16 protein-coding genes are annotated in these 18,560 nt (G+C 64.1%); 2 read left to right on the plus strand and 14 right to left on the minus strand.

Going from position 1 to position 18,560, the window contains the following annotated elements; translation table 11 throughout:
* Positions 1–288: 288 nt before the first annotated feature.
* From KDB76_RS25875 to KDB76_RS25930, 12 genes are all read right to left on the minus strand, one after another.
* Positions 289–2,223: a methyl-accepting chemotaxis protein gene (locus tag KDB76_RS25875; protein ID WP_038410171.1), complete on the minus strand. Its 1,935-nt coding sequence runs from the start codon at positions 2,221–2,223 to the stop codon at positions 289–291.
* Between the two features lie 296 nt (positions 2,224–2,519).
* A complete protein-coding gene (locus tag KDB76_RS25880) occupies positions 2,520–3,812 on the minus strand; it encodes an adenylosuccinate synthase (RefSeq protein WP_013974430.1) in 1,293 nt (430 codons plus the stop codon).
* A gap of 56 nt (positions 3,813–3,868) precedes the next feature.
* Complete coding sequence (locus KDB76_RS25885; protein WP_013974431.1) at positions 3,869–5,056, minus strand: ATP phosphoribosyltransferase regulatory subunit; 1,188 nt, start codon at positions 5,054–5,056, stop codon at positions 3,869–3,871.
* Positions 5,057–5,357: 301 nt separating this feature from the next.
* Positions 5,358–6,227, minus strand: a complete 870-nt coding sequence (gene hflC / locus KDB76_RS25890) for a protease modulator HflC (protein WP_013974432.1) — start codon at positions 6,225–6,227, stop codon at positions 5,358–5,360.
* Positions 6,227–7,408 carry an FtsH protease activity modulator HflK gene (gene hflK, locus KDB76_RS25895; protein WP_024087812.1) on the minus strand — a complete coding sequence of 394 codons (1,182 nt, stop codon included), beginning with the start codon at positions 7,406–7,408 and terminating at the stop codon, positions 6,227–6,229. The genes hflC and hflK overlap by 1 nt, the downstream gene beginning before the upstream one ends.
* Positions 7,409–7,504: 96 nt before the next feature.
* Positions 7,505–8,806 carry a ribosome rescue GTPase HflX gene (gene hflX, locus KDB76_RS25900; protein ID WP_023663497.1) on the minus strand — a complete coding sequence of 434 codons (1,302 nt, stop codon included), beginning with the start codon at positions 8,804–8,806 and terminating at the stop codon, positions 7,505–7,507.
* A gap of 12 nt (positions 8,807–8,818) precedes the next feature.
* Positions 8,819–9,079, minus strand: a complete 261-nt coding sequence (hfq, locus tag KDB76_RS25905; RefSeq protein ID WP_003258160.1) for an RNA chaperone Hfq — start codon at positions 9,077–9,079, stop codon at positions 8,819–8,821.
* A 94-nt stretch (positions 9,080–9,173) separates the two neighbouring features.
* Positions 9,174–10,145, minus strand: a complete 972-nt coding sequence (miaA, locus tag KDB76_RS25910) for a tRNA (adenosine(37)-N6)-dimethylallyltransferase MiaA (protein WP_013974436.1) — start codon at positions 10,143–10,145, stop codon at positions 9,174–9,176.
* Position 10,146: 1 nt separating this feature from the next.
* Positions 10,147–12,042 (minus strand): DNA mismatch repair endonuclease MutL, encoded by a 1,896-nt coding sequence (gene mutL, locus KDB76_RS25915; protein WP_038410172.1) that lies wholly within the window; start codon positions 12,040–12,042, stop codon positions 10,147–10,149.
* Entirely contained in the window at positions 12,039–13,469 is a 1,431-nt protein-coding gene (locus KDB76_RS25920) for an N-acetylmuramoyl-L-alanine amidase (protein ID WP_013974438.1), read from the minus strand. The genes mutL and KDB76_RS25920 overlap by 4 nt, the downstream gene beginning before the upstream one ends.
* An 11-nt stretch (positions 13,470–13,480) precedes the next feature.
* Positions 13,481–13,954 (minus strand): tRNA (adenosine(37)-N6)-threonylcarbamoyltransferase complex ATPase subunit type 1 TsaE, encoded by a 474-nt coding sequence (tsaE, locus tag KDB76_RS25925; protein ID WP_013974439.1) that lies wholly within the window; start codon positions 13,952–13,954, stop codon positions 13,481–13,483.
* Positions 13,942–14,802, minus strand: coding sequence for an NAD(P)H-hydrate dehydratase (locus tag KDB76_RS25930; protein ID WP_024087813.1), 861 nt, complete (start codon positions 14,800–14,802; stop codon positions 13,942–13,944). The genes tsaE and KDB76_RS25930 overlap by 13 nt, the downstream gene beginning before the upstream one ends.
* 65 nt (positions 14,803–14,867) lie before the next feature.
* Between KDB76_RS25930 and queG the strand changes: the two genes are divergently transcribed.
* Entirely contained in the window at positions 14,868–15,932 is a 1,065-nt protein-coding gene (gene queG, locus KDB76_RS25935; protein WP_013974441.1) for a tRNA epoxyqueuosine(34) reductase QueG, read from the plus strand.
* A 107-nt stretch (positions 15,933–16,039) separates the two neighbouring features.
* Here queG and KDB76_RS25940 read toward each other — a convergent pair whose 3' ends face one another.
* Together KDB76_RS25940 and orn are read right to left on the minus strand one after the other, a co-directional pair.
* On the minus strand, positions 16,040–16,651 hold the full coding sequence (locus tag KDB76_RS25940; RefSeq protein ID WP_013974442.1) for a trimeric intracellular cation channel family protein: 612 nt from the start codon (positions 16,649–16,651) through the stop codon (positions 16,040–16,042).
* A 100-nt stretch (positions 16,652–16,751) separates the two neighbouring features.
* The gene (orn, locus tag KDB76_RS25945) at positions 16,752–17,294 is read right to left on the minus strand and encodes an oligoribonuclease (protein WP_013974443.1); all 543 of its coding nucleotides are present in this window, start codon (positions 17,292–17,294) and stop codon (positions 16,752–16,754) included.
* Between the two features lie 143 nt (positions 17,295–17,437).
* On the opposite strand from orn, the gene rsgA reads away from it, so the two are divergent.
* The gene (rsgA, locus tag KDB76_RS25950; protein WP_013974444.1) at positions 17,438–18,469 is read left to right on the plus strand and encodes a small ribosomal subunit biogenesis GTPase RsgA; all 1,032 of its coding nucleotides are present in this window, start codon (positions 17,438–17,440) and stop codon (positions 18,467–18,469) included.
* Positions 18,470–18,560: the final 91 nt, after the last annotated feature.

Raw genomic sequence — 18,560 nt, forward strand, 5'->3', positions numbered from 1 at the left:
CAGCTTGATCGGTGTGGAAGCAGGCTTGGCCGCGAAGTAGAAACCGCGGGGCTGGCACGGGCTTCGCCCGTGTTCGCGGGTGAGCCCGCTCCCACAGTGATCTGAGCGTAGACTTTTAGATTTTGGGGTGAGGGCTACCAGGTGCTTGTCGTGGGTTCTGAGGTGGTGCGCAAATCGAGCGCCGCCCGCGCGGCGCTCGATCTCATAGGCGCTGAAAATACTGCGGCCAACACCTCCCAGCCCAGAAGCTTTCTCAAAAGGCACCTACACAAAAGCGCATCTACATGATCAAGCTCTGAACTGGCCCAGGCTGGCGCGCAACTGAGCCGCCAGATCATCCAGCACCTTGCTACTGGCCGTGGTCTGCATCACCACTTCAGCCGAGCGCTCAGCCTGAGCATGGATAGTCTCCACCCGCCCACGCACAGCTTGCGCCCCATTCGCCTGCTGCTCGGCCGCGCGGGTGGCCAGGCCGATGGCTGCATGCACCTGCTCCACCGCCGCCTGCACCGACTGCTGGCGACGCTCGTTGTCACGCAGCACCAGCAACCCTTCGCTAGCCTTGAGCCCGGCCTGGCTGATAGTTGCCACAGCTTCCTTGGCGCCCTTTTGCAGCGCGGCGATATGCGCCTGGATATCTCCCGTGGAACTTTGCGTCTTGCTCGCCAGCGCCCGCACCTCATCGGCCACCACGGCAAACCCGCGCCCGGTTTCGCCAGCACGGGCGGCTTCGATGGCCGCGTTCAAGGCCAGCAGGTTGGTCTGTTCGGCGATGCCGTGGATAACCGTCAGCACCACTTCGATCTGCTCGCTCTGCTTGGCCAGGCGCTCGATCACCTGGGAGCCGGCCTCCACCTGCCCGGCCAGGTTCTCGATCAAACCGGCTAGCTGGGTTGATGTGCGGCTGTTCTCGTCAGTTGCCTGGCGGATATCCACCACCTGCTGCAGGGCTGCCTGCATCGCGTGGCTTTCAGCCTGGGCCTCGTCGGCCATGCTTGACAGGTCGCGCAGGCTGGCCGCCACTTCATCGCGTTGCAGCGCAGCGGCAGCATCGGCGCCGGCATTGCGCTGGGCCATTGCGCCAATCTCAACGCCGGTACGCTGCGCCACCTCGCCGGCCTCGCGCAAGATGGGCTGCAGCTTGTCGACAAAGCGGTTCACCGCCGAGGCCATGTCGCCGATTTCATCGCGGCTGTCGAGCAGCACGCGCTTGGTCAGGTCGCCTTCACCGGCAGCGAGATCGTCGAGTGCAGCGATCAGCAGGCGCAGCTTGCTCAACACCCGCCGGCCAAGCACCACGGCTACCACCAGCAGCACCCCTAGGCCGACCAGCACCAGCCCCAGGCCGATGCGCCAACGCAGCTCTGCAGCCGCATCGCGAACCGTCTGCGCTGTATTGGCCTGCATCGCGGCGGCGCTGCCCTGGGCCTTTTCCAAACGCTCGCGCAGGGTGTTGCCACTCTCGGCCGCAGCACCGACCAGGCTGTCACCGACCAGTTGCTCGCCACTGGTGATAAGGGCGGCGAAGCGCTGGTCGAGCGCCTTGAGCTCCTGGTCGATGCCAGCCGTGGAAACACCCATCACCACCTTGCCGATTTCCGCACCATTGGGGCTGATCGAGGCCTCGACGAAGTACACCGCCGGGTCCCGCCGTGCCGCGTCGATCACCTTGTCCAGCGCACGCTCGCCCTGACCTTTTTCCATCAACGCCTGGTTGATCGGGTTCTGCCGGTTCAGGTAGCGGGTAAGGTGCTGGCCCTGAGCGTCGTCGTAAACCACAAACAGCACGTTGGGGTTGCGCTGGGCGCGGCGCGCGAAGTCGGAGAGCACCGGCACGTCGTTGTCCCATATCGCCCGCGGTGCGACCGACGCCAGCAGCTCGGCCATATCGTTGGCGGAGTCCTTGAGGTTCTTCTCCAGCGTGCTGCGCAGCTGCTGCTGCTCGCTTTGCAGGCGTGCCGACAAACCTGCACTCAGGCGCTGGCGGGTGCTGCTGGAGAGGCCGTCGAGGCCTGAGCGCACATCTTGCCCGGCTTGCTCCAACTCACTGGCGAGTTGGCGGCTGTCATTGCCCAGGCGTTCACCCAGGTCGGCTTCCAGGGCGGTGACCGTGCTTCGGGTAAGCGCAACGGCGACCAGCACCTGCACCAAAAGAGCGATACCAAGGGCAACAAACACAGGCCGCAAAAGGCGGCTTCGTAACAGTGAGAGGATGGCAGACACGGTGTAACCCTCGTGTTTTCTGGCGCCACTATTTTGATGGCATCTTCAGAAACTTCTTACAGCAAGGGTTGTGCCGGCGGCAGCAGGGAAATGTGCCAAGGTCTAGCAATGAGGTTGCCCGCACGGGCCTCTTCGCGGGTGAACCCGCTCCCACATGGACCGCGCAGGTCCTGAGGGCTGTGCAGGACCTGTGGGAGCGGGTTTACCCGCGAAAGGGCCGGGACAGGCAGACCCCACAAATGAAAACGCCGCAGCCCCTTTCAGGGCCACGGCGTCAGATCAGCCTGGAAGGCAGATCAGGCGAACGGATGACGCAGAACGATGGTCTCGTTGCGGTCCGGGCCGGTGGAGATGATGTCGATCGGCGCGCCGATCAGCTCTTCGATGCGCTTGATGTAGGCGCGAGCGTTGGCTGGCAGTTCTTCCAGGGTTTTCACGCCCAGGGTCGACTCGCTCCAGCCTGGCATCTCTTCGTACACCGGCTCCAGGCCGATGTAGCTGTCGGCATCGGAAGGCGCGTCGATGACGGCACCGTTCTCGTTCTTGTAGCCAACGCAGATGTTGATGGTTTCCAGGCCATCCAGTACGTCCAGCTTGGTCAGGCAGATGCCCGAGATGCTGTTGACGTCGATGGCGCGACGCAGGATCACGGCATCGAACCAGCCGCAACGGCGCGCACGGCCGGTGGTGGAGCCGAACTCATGGCCACGCTTGGCCAGGGTAGCGCCAGTCTCGTCGAACAGTTCGGTCGGGAACGGACCGGAACCTACGCGAGTGGTGTAGGCCTTGGTGATACCCAGGATGTAGTCCAGGTACATCGGGCCAACGCCAGAACCAGTGGAGATACCGCCAGCGGTGGTGTTGGAGCTGGTGACGTACGGGTAGGTACCGTGGTCGATGTCCAGCAGCGAGCCCTGGGCGCCTTCGAACATGATGTCCTTGCCGGCGCGACGCAGGTTGTGCAGCTCGGCGGTGACGTCGAGCATCATCGGCTTGAGCTGTTCGGCGTAGGCCATGCATTCGTCCAGGGTCTGCTGGAAGTCGATGGCCGGCTCTTTGTAGTAGTTCACCAGCTGGAAGTTGTGGTAGTCCAGCAGCTCACCCAGCTTGGCGGCGAAACGCTCGCGGTGGAACAGGTCGCCCACGCGCAGGCCGCGGCGTGCGACCTTGTCTTCGTAGGCTGGGCCGATACCACGGCCGGTGGTGCCGATCTTGGCTTCGCCACGGGCTTTTTCGCGGGCCTGGTCCAGGGCAACGTGGTACGACAGGATCAGCGGCGCAGCCGGGCTGATGCGCAGGCGCTCGCGCACCGGTACGCCCTTCTCTTCCAGCTTGGTGATTTCACGCATCAGGGCATCTGGGGCAACGACCACGCCGTTGCCGATCAGGCACTGTACGCCTTCACGCAGGATGCCGGACGGAATCAGGTGCAGAACGGTCTTTTCACCGTTGATCACCAGGGTGTGACCCGCGTTGTGGCCACCCTGGTAGCGCACTACGGCGGCAGCATGTTCGGTCAGCAGATCGACGATCTTGCCTTTGCCCTCATCACCCCACTGGGTGCCCAGGACGACGACATTCTTACCCATTACATTGGTCCTCATTCACGCAAACTTGGTTGCCGGCCTACTGCCGGCGCAGAAACTCACTGGGCCAGCGGCAGAACCTGCCAGCGCCCGTCTTGCTGAATCAATTGCCGATCACAATCCGCCTCGAGAGCAGCACTCAACGGCTGGCCAGGCAGGGCCTGGACCACACGCTGGCCCTCGTTGCGCAACTGGCAGACTTGCTGCCAGAGGGCCGCGTCGCCACTGTCCGGCATCCAGATGCCGCCAGTTGGCAATACGACCTCCGCTCGCCCCAGTGTGACCAGGGTCTTCAAATCCGTGGAGAAACCGGTGGCCGGGCGGGCCCGGCCGAAATCGGCGCCGATGTCGTCATAGCGCCCGCCCTGGGCGATCGATTGGCCTTCGCCCGGCACGAACACGGCGAACACCACGCCTGTGTGATAGTGGTAACCGCGCAGCTCGCCGAGGTCGAAGTACAGCGGCAGGTCCGGGAAGCGTGACGCCAGGCGATCGGCGATCGCCAGCAGGTCGTCCAGCGCCGCCAGCACGCTGGCCGGGGCACGGCCCAGGCGCACGCGAGCTTCGGCCAGCACTTCGCGGCCACCGCACAGTTCCACCAGCGCGCGCAGCATGTTGCCCAGGTCCTTCGGCAGGTCGGCGGTCAGCACCTGAACCTCATCCACGGCCTTGCGCTGCAGGGCGTCGAACAGCTGCTGCTCGACCGCGCCGGACAGGCCGGCAGCACGGGCCAGGCCGCGGTAGATACCGACGTGGCCCAGGTCCATGTGCACATCCGGCACATCGGTCAGCTGCAGCGTGGCGAGCATCAGGCTGATGACTTCGACATCGCTGGTGGGGCTGGCATCACCGTACAGCTCGGCACCCAGCTGGATCGGGCTGCGCGAGGTGGACAGGGCACGCGGCTGGGCGTGCAGCACGCTGCCGGCATAGCACAGGCGGCTCGGGCCTTCACGGCGCAGGGTGTGGGCGTCAATGCGCGCCACCTGCGGGGTGAAGTCGGCGCGGAAGCCCATCAGGCGACCGGACTGCGGGTCTACTACCTTGAAGGTGCGCTGATCCAGGTCCTGGCCGGCGCCGGTGAGCAGCGACTCCAGGTACTCGATATGCGGGGTGACGACCAGCTCGTAGCCCCAACTCTGGAACAGGTCCAACACCTGGCGGCGCGCGATCTCGATGCGCGCGGCCTCAGGTGGCAGTACTTCCTCGATGCCATCTGGCAGCAGCCAGCGGTCTACCGTTGCCATTACGCCATTTCCCCTCTGGTCCGGGCGGCTTGCCAGCAGGCGAGCCGTCAGTAAAGCCGGTATCGCGCACAGCAGCGGGCAGCACTGATCCCAGCGCAGCCACCGTACCCGACACCCTCGAATTGCCTTGCGACCTGACCAATCCGCCAACTGGCGGTTTGCCAATCAACCTTGCAGACGCAAAAAAGCCGGGAAATTTCCCGGCTGCCTCATCATACACCCCTTTTCATTCAGGATGCACCCCGCCTGGCGTTTTAGCTGCCAGGCGGGGCGCCGCCGCATGAAAATCAGGGCCTGAGCATCACGGCCTGCTCTTGTCCAGGAAGCGGAAGAACTCGTTCTTCGGATCCAGGACCAGCACGTCGCTCTTGCTCGAGAAGCTCTCGCGGTACGCCTGCAGACTACGGTAGAACGCATAGAAATCAGCGTCCTGGGTGTAGGCCTTGGCGTAGATGGCGGCCGCCTGGGCGTCGCCGTCACCGCGGGTTTCCTCTGCTTCGCGATAGGCCTCAGCCAGCAGTACGCGGCGCTGACGATCGGCATCGGCACGGATACCTTCAGCCAGCTCGTTACCCTTGGCGCGGTGCTCACGGGCTTCACGTTCACGCTCGGTGCTCATGCGGTCGAACACGCTGCGGTTAACTTCCTTCGGCAGGTCGATGGCCTTGACGCGCACGTCGACCACCTCGATACCCAGCTCCTTGGCGGCCATGCGGTTCAGCGAAGCAGTGATGTCAGCCATCAGCGCGTCACGTTCACCGGAAACCACTTCATGCAGGGTACGTTTACCGAACTGGTCACGCAGGCCGCTTTCCAGACGACGCGACAGACGCTCGTCGGCGATCTGTTTCATGCCGGATGTGGCGGTGTAGAAACGTTCGGCGTCCTTGACGCGCCACTTGGCGTAGGCGTCGACCATCACCGCTTTCTTCTCCAGAGTCAGGAACCGCTGGGTCGGGGCGTCGAGGGTCATCAGGCGGGCGTCGAACTTGCGCACCTGGTTCACGTACGGAATCTTCACGTGCATGCCCGGCTGTACATCCGCCTGGACTACCTTACCGAAGCGCAGCAATACCGCACGCTCGGTCTGGGACACGATGTAGAAGCTGTTCCAGGCCACGATGGCCAGGACCACGGCGGCGATCAGGGCGATCAGCGATCTGTTGCTCATCAGCGGCTCTCCCTAGTGCGCAGCGGCTGCTGTTGCTGTTGCAGGTCCTGCGCCGCACGGGCGGCCGCATCGTTGACCGATGGCGACACGCTGGTGGTCGGCGCGGACGGGTTGCGGCTGCCTTCGACCATCTTGTCCAGCGGCAGGTAGAGCAGGTTGTTCTGCCCGTCCTTGGTTGCCACCATAACCTTGCTCGAATTGCTGTAGACCTCTTGCATGGTCTCCAGGTACAGGCGCTGACGGGTCACGTCAGGTGCCTTGCGGTACTCGGCGACCAGCTTGGTGAAGCGGTCGGCCTCACCCTTGGCGCGGGCAATGACTTCGTCGCGGTAACCGTTGGCGTCCTCGATGATGCGCTGGGCCTGACCACGGGCTTCCGGTACCACGCCATTGGCGTAGGACTCGGCCTGGTTGCGGGCACGCTGCTCGTCTTCACGGGCTCGGATCACGTCGTCGAAGGCTTCCTGCACTTCACGCGGGGCAGCCGCGCTCTGTACGTTGACCTGGGTGACAGTGATACCGGTACGGTAGGTGTCGAGGAAACGCTGCAGGCGCTCGCGGATATCCACGGCCATCTGCTCACGACCTTCGGTCAGCACCTGGTCCATCGAGGTGGAGCCCACCACATGGCGCAGGGCACTCTCGGTCGCGTGCTGCAGGCTGACCTCAGGCTGGTCGACGTTGAGCACGAAGTCCTGCAGGTTGCTGATCTTGTACTGGACGGTCAGCGGTACCTCGACGATGTTCTCGTCTTCGGTCAGCATCTGGCCCTGCTTGGTATAGGCACGCTCGCGCGTGACGTTCTCCATGTACTTGCGATCGATCGGCGGGAAGTAGATGTTCAGGCCGGGGCCGACCGTCTCATAGTACTTGCCGAAGCGCAGCACCACGGCCTGCTCCTGCTCGTCCACCACGTACACGGCGCTGTACAGCCAGATAGCAGCCAGCACCGCCAGGCCGATGCCCAGCAGGCCCAGGCCACCGCCCTTGCCGACATTGCGGCCACCGCCGCCACGTTTCTTGCCACTGCCGAACATGCCGTTCAGGCTGTCCTGCAATTTGCGGAAGGCCTCGTCCAGGTCCGGTGGACCTTTCTTGTCACCACCGCCGCCACCGCCATTCCGGCGACCGCCCCAGGGATCCTGATTGTTCGAGTTGCCACCCGGCTCGTTCCAAGCCATAGCGCTCTCCATCTGATAAAGCAAAGACGCGCCCACGGCGCGCCGTCCAATGCTACAGAATGCCTGTCACTGCTGCCCGGCGACCTCGACGAGCATTTATTGCAAAGTGTGTTGCTCGACAAACACTTGCGGCTCCATGCCTTCGCGGCTGACCAGGCGATTCAGTTCGACCATGGGCAGTCGCACGCTCAGCAGGCTGCGCCCTTCTTCATCATGCTCTTCACTCTGCACGGCACCCAAGGCAAAGAATTGCGCGCGCAAGCGGGCAAAACGCTGCTCCAGACACAGGGTACCGACAAACAGATCATCCCCCAGCAACTCGGCAATCGCCTGGCCGACCAACTCCAGGCCACGCCCATCGCGTGCCGATACCCAGACCCGTTCCGGCTTGCCATCGGCATTGCGCTGGATCTGCGGCTCGACATCTTCGAGCAAGTCGAGTTTGTTATACACCTCGAGGATCGGCAACCCTTCGGCGCCAATCTCGCCCAACACCGCCAGCACCTGCTCGATCTGCTCCATGCGCTCCGGCTCATGGGCGTCGATCACATGCAGCAACAAGTCGGAGTTGCTCGACTCTTCGAGCGTAGCCCGAAATGCCTCGACCAGCTTGTGCGGCAGGTGGCGAATGAAGCCCACGGTGTCGGCCAGCACGATCGGCCCCAGGTCGGTCAGTTCGAGCCGGCGCAGGGTCGGGTCGAGGGTGGCGAACAGCTGGTCCGCGGCATACACCTCGGATTCTGTCAGGGCGTTGAACAGCGTGGACTTGCCGGCGTTGGTATAACCCACCAGCGATACCGACGGAATGTCCGCACGCTTGCGCCCGCGGCGTGCCTGCTCGCGCTGGCTGCGCACCTTCTCCAGGCGTGACTTGATCTGGCGAATGCGCACCCGCAACAGGCGGCGGTCGGTTTCCAGCTGGGTTTCACCCGGGCCGCGCAGGCCGATACCACCCTTCTGTCGCTCAAGGTGGGTCCAGCCGCGCACCAGCCGCGTGCTCATGTGCTCGAGCTGGGCCAGTTCGACCTGCAGCTTGCCTTCATGGGTGCGCGCCCGTTGGGCGAAGATATCGAGGATCAGCCCGGTACGGTCGAGCACACGACACTCGAACACACGCTCGAGGTTGCGCTCCTGACTGGGCGTGAGGGTGTGATTGAAAATCACCAGGTCTACCTGTTCGGCATGGACCAGGTCGTGCAACTCTTCGACCTTGCCACTGCCAATCAGGTATTTGGCGGAAGGCTGATGCCTTGCCACCGTGACCAGCGAGACGATGTCGGCACCGGCCGACAATGCCAGTTCCTGAAACTCCTGCGGGTCTTCGCGCGCCTCAGGGTTCTGACCTTCCAAGTGAACGAGCAACGCCCGCTCACCACCACCGTGGCGCTCAAAGAACAATGCAGGCTCCTATCAGGCGTTGCCTGGCTCGCTGTCGCCATGTTCGGAATCGGACGGGCTTGGCAGACGAACCGGACGGGCAGGAACCACGGTCGAGATGGCGTGCTTGTAGACCATCTGGCTGACGGTGTTCTTCAGCAGTACCACGAACTGGTCGAAGGACTCGATCGAACCCTGCAGTTTGATGCCGTTGACCAGATAGATGGATACCGGGACCTTTTCTTTTCTCAAGGTGTTCAAGTAAGGGTCTTGTAGCGAATGCCCTTTTGACATATGCCGCACTCCTGTAAGGATAAATAATAGAAAATCAAGAAAATCGATAAATTAGGCCGCCCCTTCGCAAGAATAGACGGCAATCAGCAGGGACTCAGCTCAATATGGAGATGGCCCCAAGGTATTTCAAGGTGCGGGACAGATTGTCGCAGGCCAGGCTGTCAAGCCAGTGTACTTCAGGCCAGCCACGCAACCAGGTGAACTGCCGCTTGGCCAGCTGCCTGGTGGCAATGATACCGCGTTCACGCATCTCATTCTCAGTCAGCTTGCCGTCCAGGTAATCCCAGACCTGCCGATACCCCACTGCCCGTATAGACGGCAGCCCGGCGTGCAAGTCACTTCTGGCTCGCAGCGATCGGACCTCGTCGACGAAGCCCTGTTCCAGCATCTGTGAAAATCGTAACGCAATTCGCTGATGCAAAATGTGACGATCTGTAGGAGCAATCGCCAAACTCGCGACAGTATAGGGCAAATGTCCGCCAGCGCCTGCGTCTGCGCCGCGACTTTCCGCGAATTGACGCTGTCGATGTGCCGTCATGCTCTCGCCACTCACCCGGTAAACCTCCAACGCCCTGATCAATCGCTGCGGGTCGTTGGGGTGGATACGCGCCGCCGACTCAGGGTCAACCTCGGCCAACTGGCGGTGCAACTCGGCCAGCCCCAGCGCTTCGGCCTGGGCTTCCAGCTCGGCACGCACCGCGGCATCGGCCGCCGGCATATCGGCCAGGCCATCGATCAACGCCTTGTAATAGAGCATGGTGCCGCCCACCAGCAACGGGATCTTGCCGCGTGCGGTGATCTCGGCCATGGCTTCCAGGGCATCGGCACGGAACTGCGCAGCCGAATAGCTTTCGGCCGGGTCGCGAATGTCGATCAGCCGGTGCGGGTGGGCGGCGAGGATTTCTTTGGAGGGCTTGGCCGAACCGATGTCCATGCCGCGGTAGACCAGCGCCGAATCGACGCTGATCAGCTCGCACGGCAGTACTTTGGTCAGCTCGATGGCCAGGTCGGTCTTGCCGGCCGCCGTCGGGCCCATCAGGAATATTGCAGGGGGCTTGCCGCTCATTTCATCGACCGCGCAGGAAGAGTTTGTCCAGGTCGTCCAGGCCCATCTGGGTCCAGGTGGGGCGACCATGGTTGCACTGGCCGCTGCGCTCGGTGTTTTCCATGTCACGCAGCAGGGCGTTCATCTCGGGGATCGCCAGGCGCCGGTTGGCGCGCACGGCACCGTGACAGGCCATGGTACCGAGCAGCTCGTTGAGGTGCGCCTGGATACGGTCGCTGGTGCCGTATTCCATCAGGTCGGCGAGTACATCCTGCACCAGGCGGTTGGCCTCAGCCTGCTTGAGCAAAGCCGGGATCCGGCGGATAGCCAAGGTCTCGGGGCCCAGACGCTGCAGTTCGAAACCCAGCCGTTGGAACCACTGCGCGTGCTCTTCGGCGCAGTCTGCTTCACGCTGGCTCAGGGCCAGGGTCTCGGGCACCAGCAGCGGCTGGCCGCTGAGGCCTTCGCTGGCCATGGCCACCTTGAGGCGCTCGTACATGATGCGCTCGTGAGCGGCGTGCATGTCTACCAGCACCAGGCCAATGGCATTCTCGGCCAGGATGTAGATACCCTTGAGCTGCGCCAACGCGTAGCCCAGCGGTGGAATATCGCCCTGGCTTTCAGGCAGCGTCGTCGGCACCGCGCCGTCATCCAGCGGTTTGTAGAACTCGCGATACACCGCCTGTGCCTCGGCGGCCGGCAGCGGCTGCGAGGGGCGCGGCGTGTACTGATACTGGTAACCCGCACCACTACCACCGCTGGAGAATGACTGCTGCGGGCCACGCGGCTGCTCGAGCACCGGCGAGGCCAGGCGCATTTCGCCCTGGGGGCCGAACTCACCGGCCTGCTGGCCCGTGGCGCGGACCACTTCGGGTACGGCAGCTGGCGCCGCCAACTGGTCTTCAGGGCGCACATCGGCCAGGGCGCGATGCAGGGTGCCATACAAGAAGTCGTGAACCGAGCGCCCCTCGCGGAAACGCACTTCGTGCTTGGTCGGGTGCACGTTGACGTCGACGCCGTTGGGCTCCAACTCCAGGAACAGCACAAAAGTCGGGTGCCGACCATTGAACAGCACGTCGCGGTAGGCCTGGCGCACGGCGTGGGCGACCAGCTTGTCGCGCACCGCACGGCCGTTGACGAAGAAATACTGCAGGTCTGCCTGGCTGCGCGAGAACGTCGGCAGGCCGACCCAGCCCCAAAGGCGCAGGCCGTTGCGTTCCACGTCGATCGGCAGCGCCTGCTCCATGAAGCCCGGGCCGCAGATGGCGCCCACCCGCCGCGCACGGGCGGTTTCATCGTGGGCCTCATGCAGGCTGAGGATGCTCTTGCCGTTGTGGCGCAGGTGGAAGCCGACATCGAAGCGCGCCAGCGCCAGGCGCCGTATCACTTCCTGCAGGTGATCGAATTCGGTTTTCTCGGCCTTGAGGAACTTGCGCCGGGCCGGGGTATTGAAGAACAGGTCGCGCACTTCCACCGAAGTACCCACCGGATGCGCCGCCGGCTGCACCCGCGGTGTCATGTCCCGGCCTTCGGTTTCCACCTGCCAGGCCTCGGTAGCGCTGGCGGTACGCGAGGTCAGGGTCAGGCGCGCCACCGAGCTGATCGAGGCCAGGGCCTCACCACGAAAGCCCAGGCTCAAGACCCCTTCCAGGTCCTCCAACTCACGGATCTTGCTGGTGGCGTGACGGGCCAGGGCCAGCGGCAGGTCGTCGGCGGAGATGCCGCTGCCATCGTCTCGCACTCGCAGCAGCTTGACGCCGCCCTGCTCAACTTCCACGTCGATACGCCGGGCGCCGGAGTCCAGGCTGTTCTCCAGCAACTCTTTGGCGACAGAGGCCGGCCGCTCGACAACCTCGCCGGCGGCAATCTGGTTGGCCAGCCGCGGGCTGAGCAGCTGGATGCGCGAACCGCCACTCATTGCGAGGCCAACGTGGTAGCAGGGATATCGAGGCGCTGGCCGACCTTCAGCTCATCGGTCTTGAGGCTGTTGGTGCTGCGCAGGCTGGTGACGCTGACCTGGTAGCGAACGGCAAGCATCGCCAGGGTCTCTCCTGGGCGCACCGTGTGCTCACGCGGGCCAGCGGCGATCTTGCCGGTGTCGCGCAGCCAGGCGATGTAGGTGCCCGGCGGCGGGTTCTGCTGGAAATACTGGCGCACACCGGTATGGATCGAACGGGCCAGGGCCTGCTGATGGCTGGCGGTGGCCAGCTTGGCGGCTTCGTTGTTGTTCGAGATGAACCCGGTTTCAACGAGGATCGACGGGATATCCGGCGACTTCAGCACCATGAAACCGGCCTGTTCCACCCGCTGCTTGTGCAGGGAGGTAATGCGGCCCATGTTGCCCAGCACCTTCTGCCCGACATTGAGGCTGGAGCTGAGCGTGGCGGTCATCGACAAGTCGAGCAGCACGCCGGCCAGCATACGGTCCTTGTCGTCGAGGCTGACGTTACCGGCACCACCGATCAGGTCGGAACGGTTTTCCGTGTCGGCCAGCCAGCGCGCAGTCTCGGAGGTAGCGCCGCGGTCGGACAGGGCGAACACCGAGGCGCCAAAGGCGGCGCGGGACGGCGCGGCGTCGGCGTGGATCGAGATGAACAGGTCGGCGCCCTTCTTGCGGGCGATTTCCGTGCGCTTGCGCAGTGGGATGAAGTAGTCGCCGGTACGGGTCAGCTCGGCCCGGAAGCCTTTTTCGCTGTTGATCTGGCGCTGCAGTTCCTTGGCGATCTGCAGCACGATGTCTTTTTCATGCTGGCCACGCGAGCCGGATGCCCCCGGGTCTTCGCCGCCGTGACCGGCGTCGATGGCAACCACGATGTCACGCTTGCCGTTGGGAACCGGCGGCAGCTTGATGGCAGGCTGAGCCGGGGTCACCGGTACTGCTGGCGTGGTTGCAGGCGTTGGTGCCGGAGTCGGGGCCGGAGTCGGCGCGCTGGCCGCGATGGCGTCAGCCTCCTGGTCGTACAGGTCGACCACCAGGCGGTTGCCGTACTGGGCATTGGGCGCCAGGGTGAAGCTTTTTGGGGTGACCGACTTTTTCAGGTCGACCACCACACGCAGATCGGTCGGTGTGCGCTGGGCCGAACGCACGCTGCTGATCGGCGTATTGGAGGTAGCCACGTTCAGTGGCGCGGCCAAGGTCGCGCCATTGATGTCGATAACCAGGCGATCAGGTGCGCTCAGGGTGAAGACGCTATGCTGCACGGGGCCAGACAGGTCGAAGACCAGCCGCGTGTTGTCCGGCGCGCGCCACAGGCGCATGCTCTTGACTTGAGTGACGGCCAGAGCGTCAACGGTCACCGTTGTCAGCAGCAGCCCAACGATGGCGACCAGTGCGCGTATGCGCATACCTACCCCACTTACTGTTTATAGTGTTCGGCCAGTGCCACGCACCAGGCCTCGCCGCGAGCCCCCTGCGGCGAAAGGTTCAGCGAGCGTCCGCCCGCTTGGGGGCTTATGGTAATGGTCAGGTCGGGCTTTGGCAAAACGCCCGCACCCTTTTGTGGCCACTCGAACAGGCACAGCGGGTCGCCCTCGAAATAGTCACGAATGCCCATGAACTCCAGCTCTTCCGGATCGACCAGGCGATACAGGTCGAAATGGAACGCCCGCACCTCACCGATCTCGTAAGGCTCGACTACGGTGAAGGTCGGACTTTTCACTGCACCAGTATGGCCCAGGCCACGAATCAGGCCACGCGACAGCGTGGTTTTGCCCGCGCCCAGGTCACCTTCCAGAAAAATCACGCCGTGACCGCCGGTCACCTCGGCCAGTTGTGCGCCGAATTTGACCGTGGCCGCTTCATCGGCCAGAAACAGGTTTAAGCCAGACACGCAGAATGCTCCTCCAACAACTCACGAATGACCGGCGCCAGATCGCTGGCAGCCAGGCCTCTACCTTTTACGCCCAGACGCTCGCCGGCACAGGCGTGCAGCCATACCCCCAGCCCCGCGGCGTGCCAGGCATCCAGGCCTTGGGCCAACAGCGCCGCCAGCACGCCGGTCAGCACATCGCCCAGGCCGGCACCGGCCATGGCCGGGTGGCCACGTTCGCACAACAGCAGTTGCCCGGCCGGGTCGGCTACCAGAGTGCCAGCCCCCTTGAGCACGCAGACGCTGTTGTAACGCCGCGCCAACTTGCGTGCAGCGCCCGGGCGATCCGCCTGTACAGCCTCGGTGGAAATGCCCAGCAGCCGCGCTGCCTCCCCTGGGTGCGGGGTAAGGATGCTGCCACTGGGCAGGGCCAGCGGGGTGCGCGCCAGCAAGTTCAGGGCATCGGCGTCCCACACCTGTGGGCGTTCGGCATTGGCCACCGCCGACAGCAGGCTGCGACCCCAGGCCGCCTGACCCAGGCCTGGACCGACCACCAGCACCGAAGCGCGCTCCAGCACGCCCATCAGCTGGTTGGCCGAACTGGCGCCCAGGCACATGACCTCCGGCAGGCGCGCCAGGCTGGCAGTCACGTGTTCGGGCCGGGTCGCCACACTGACCAGCCCCGCGCCACAGCGCAGGGCGGCTTCGGCACTGAGCAGCACAGCGCCGCCGGTACCAAGGTCGCCACCGACCACCAGTACATGGCCGAAGTCGCCTTTGTGGGCATGCGCATGACGTGCCGGCAGATGCGAGACAGTCACGCTGCTGAGCAATTGAGGGGTATGGCTGGGGTGTTTGGTCTGCGGCATGGGGTCAAAGGCTCCAATGTCTGGCAGAATTATACGCACCTGAGCCCGTATTGCCTTGCCCATCCATGTCCGTCTGTACGCCTGACCTCGCCCAACTGGCCCAATCCATCAAGATTTGGGGCCAAGAACTCGGTTTTGCCCATGTTGGCATCGCCGGGGTAGACCTTGGCGAACACGAACACCACCTGCAGCGCTGGCTCGACGCCGGCTACCAGGGCGAGATGGATTACCTGGATGCCCACGGCAGCAAGCGTGCACACCCAGAGCAACTGATCCCTGGCACGGTACGCGTGGTATCGCTGCGCATGGATTACCTGCCGGGCGACACACAGATGGCGCAGCGCCTGGCACAGCCCGAAAAAGCCTACGTATCGCGCTACGCCCTGGGCCGGGATTACCACAAGCTGGTGCGCAAGCGCGTGCAGTTCCTGGCCGATCGCATTCAGGAAGCCATCGGCCCGTTCGGCTACCGCGCCTTCGTCGACAGCGCTCCGGTGCTGGAAAAGGCCCTGGCCGAGCAGGCCGGGCTGGGCTGGATCGGCAAGAACACCCTGCTGCTCAACCGCAAGGCGGGCAGTTATTTCTTCCTCGCCGAGCTGTTCGTCGACCTGCCGCTGCCGGTGGACGAAGCCACCACCAGCGAACATTGCGGGCGCTGCCAGGCCTGCCTGGACATCTGCCCGACCCAGGCCTTCGTCGGGCCGTACGTACTGGATGCTCGGCGCTGCATCTCCTACCTGACCATCGAACTGCGGGGGCCGATCCCCGTCGAGTTGCGTTCGAAGATGGGCAACCGGGTGTTCGGTTGCGATGACTGCCAGATCGTCTGCCCGTGGAACCGCTTTGCCAGGCACAGCCAAGAGCAGGATTTCCAGCCACGGCACGGGCTGGAGAATGCCGAGTTGGCGGAGATGTTCCTGTGGGATGAAAGGACCTTCCTGCGCAAGACCGAAGGCGGGCCATTGCGCCGGGCCGGGTATGAGCGCTGGTTGCGCAACCTGGCGGTGGGGCTTGGCAATGCGCCATCGACAATCCCGGTGATCGAAGCGCTGAAGGCGCGGCGCGAGGATGCCTCGGAGCTGGTGAGGGAGCATGTGGAGTGGGCGCTGGCGCAGCACGGCATTTCGTAGCCCCCTGTGGGAGCGGGTTTACCCGCGAAGAAGCCACCGCGGTGGATGGCACGGGCTGCGCCCGTGTTCGCGGGTGAACCCGCTCCCACAGGGGGCGCATGTCAAAGCTACTGCTGGTCGTTGTAGTGGAACTTGGGCATTTCCCAATGGAACCGAATCGCCAGCAGCCGCACCAGGAACCCGCCAAACAAGGTCAGCAGCATCGCCTGCTCCGCCGGCACCTTGAAATACACGCACCCCAGGTAGAACCACGCCGCGGCAAACGACACGCTGGCGTACAGCTCGCGGCGGAACACCAAGGGAATATCGTTGCAGAAGATATCCCGCAAGATCCCGCCGAATACCCCGGTGATCACCCCGCTGATCGACGCCACCAGCATGCCCTGCCCCATCTCCAGCGCGGTCATGCAGCCGATCAGGGTAAAGGCCACCAGCCCCAGGGCATCGAGCACCAGGAACAGCGAGCGCAGGCGGCGCATCATCGGCGCGATGAAAATGGTCAGCAGCGCCGCACAGCTGGTCAGCACCAGATATTCAGGATGCTTCACCCAGGTCAGCGGGTAATGCCCGAGAAGCACGTCACGCACCGAGCCGCCACCCAGGGCAGTGACGCAGGCAATCAGCACCACGCCGAACCAGTCCATGCCGCGGCGGCCTGCAGACAATGCGCCGGTCATGGCTTCGGCGGTGATGGCGATGAGGTAGAGCATCAACAACATGGTGCGGGGTCCGTGCGGGCGTGCGAGAAAGGCGCGCAGTCTAACCAGTTGCCCATGGCACCAAAAGAGGGCGCAGATACAATATCTGCGCCTTTTCGGCTCACACCTTGATGAAGTGCTCGCGATAGTGGCGCAGTTCGGCGATCGATTCGCGGATGTCGTCCAGCGCCAGGTGGGTGTTGCCCTTCTTGAAGCTATCACGCACATCAGGTGCCCAGCGTGCAGCCAGCTCCTTCAGGGTCGAGACATCCAGGTTGCGGTAGTGGAAGTAGTTTTCCAGGTTGCGCATGTGCCGGTAGAGGAAGCGGCGGTCCTGGCAGATGCTGTTGCCGCAGATCGGCGACTTGCCTTTCGGTACCCACTGCTCGAGGAAGGCAATGGTCTGCGCCTCGGCTTCGGCCATGTCGACCTTGCTCTCGCGAACGCGCTGGGTCAGGCCCGAAGCGCCATGGGTGCGGGTGTTCCACTCGTCCATGCGCGCCAGCACTTCGTCACTGTGGTGGATGGCGATCACCGGCCCTTCGGCCAGGGTGTTCAGTTCGCTGTCGGTGACGATGGTGGCCATCTCGATGATGACGTCGCTGTCCGGATCCAGGCCGGTCATTTCCAGGTCGATCCAGATCAGGTTCTGTGGGTTTTGCATGCGGGGGCTCCTCGTATAGGCCGTCATAGTAGCGTAGTGGCCAAGGCACGCCCATTCACGGTGCGAAGGTAAGCCAAATGGTCCGGCGCCTGGCGTGCTAAACTGCCTGCCGTTTTCAACCTGCCCCCACGCACGGAACCTTCATGGCCAAACGCCAGCTCAATCGCCGCCAGAACTGGCGCATCGAAAAAATCCAGAACGAGCGCGCCGCGCGTGCGGCCAAACGCGAACAGCACGTGCTGCAGGAACTGGAGGGTGGCGACCTTGGGCCAGAGCAGTTGGGCCTGGTGATTGCGCACTTCGGTGTGCAGGTAGAAGTGGAAGCCCAGGACGGCGAAGCCGCGGGCCAGGTGTTCCGTTGCCACTTGCGCGCCAACCTGCCGGCGCTGGTTACCGGCGACCGCGTGGTATGGCGGGCGGGCAACCAGGGAATTGGCGTGATCGTCGCGCAGATGCCGCGCAGCACCGAGCTGTGCCGGCCTAACAACCACGGCCAGCTGAAGCCGGTGGCGGCCAACGTCGACCTGATCGTGATCGTCTTTGCCCCCGCGCCCGAACCGCACCCCAACCTGATCGACCGTTACCTGGTGGCCGCGGAGCACGCTGGCATTCGCCCGCTGCTGCTGCTGAACAAGGCCGACCTGATCAACGAAGAGAACGGCCCGGGCCTGCATGCGCTGCTGGAGGTTTACCGCGAGCTCGGCTACCCGCTGCTCGAGGTCTCGGCACATCACGGTGACGGCATGCAACGCCTGCAGCAGATGCTCGACGGCCACATCAGCGTGTTCGTCGGCCAGTCGGGGGTGGGCAAGTCGTCGCTGGTCAACAGCCTGCTGCCGGAGGCCGGCACCCGTGTCGGCGACCTGTCGGAATGGTCTGGCCAGGGTACCCACACCACCACCACCGCGCGGCTGTACCACTTCCCCAATGGTGGCGACCTGATCGACTCACCGGGCATCCGCGAGTTCGGCCTGGGTCACGTCAGCCGCAGTGATGTGGAGGATGGTTTCATCGAGTTCCGCGACCTGTTCGGCACCTGCCGCTTCCGCGACTGCAAGCATGATCGCGAACCGGGCTGCGCGCTGCTCAAGGCGCTGGACGAGGGGCGTATCAAGCAGCAACGGATGAACAGCTACCGCTCGATCATTGCCAGTTTGCCGGAAGACGCTTACTGACCGCTTGCTCCACGGGTTCTGCGCCGGCTTCAGCCGCGGCGCGATCCTGTGGGAGCGGCCTTGTGTCGCGAATGGGGCGCGCAGCGGCCCC

The organism is Pseudomonas sp. JS425 (assembly GCF_018223845.1).
Taxonomy (GTDB): domain Bacteria; phylum Pseudomonadota; class Gammaproteobacteria; order Pseudomonadales; family Pseudomonadaceae; genus Aquipseudomonas; species Aquipseudomonas asiatica.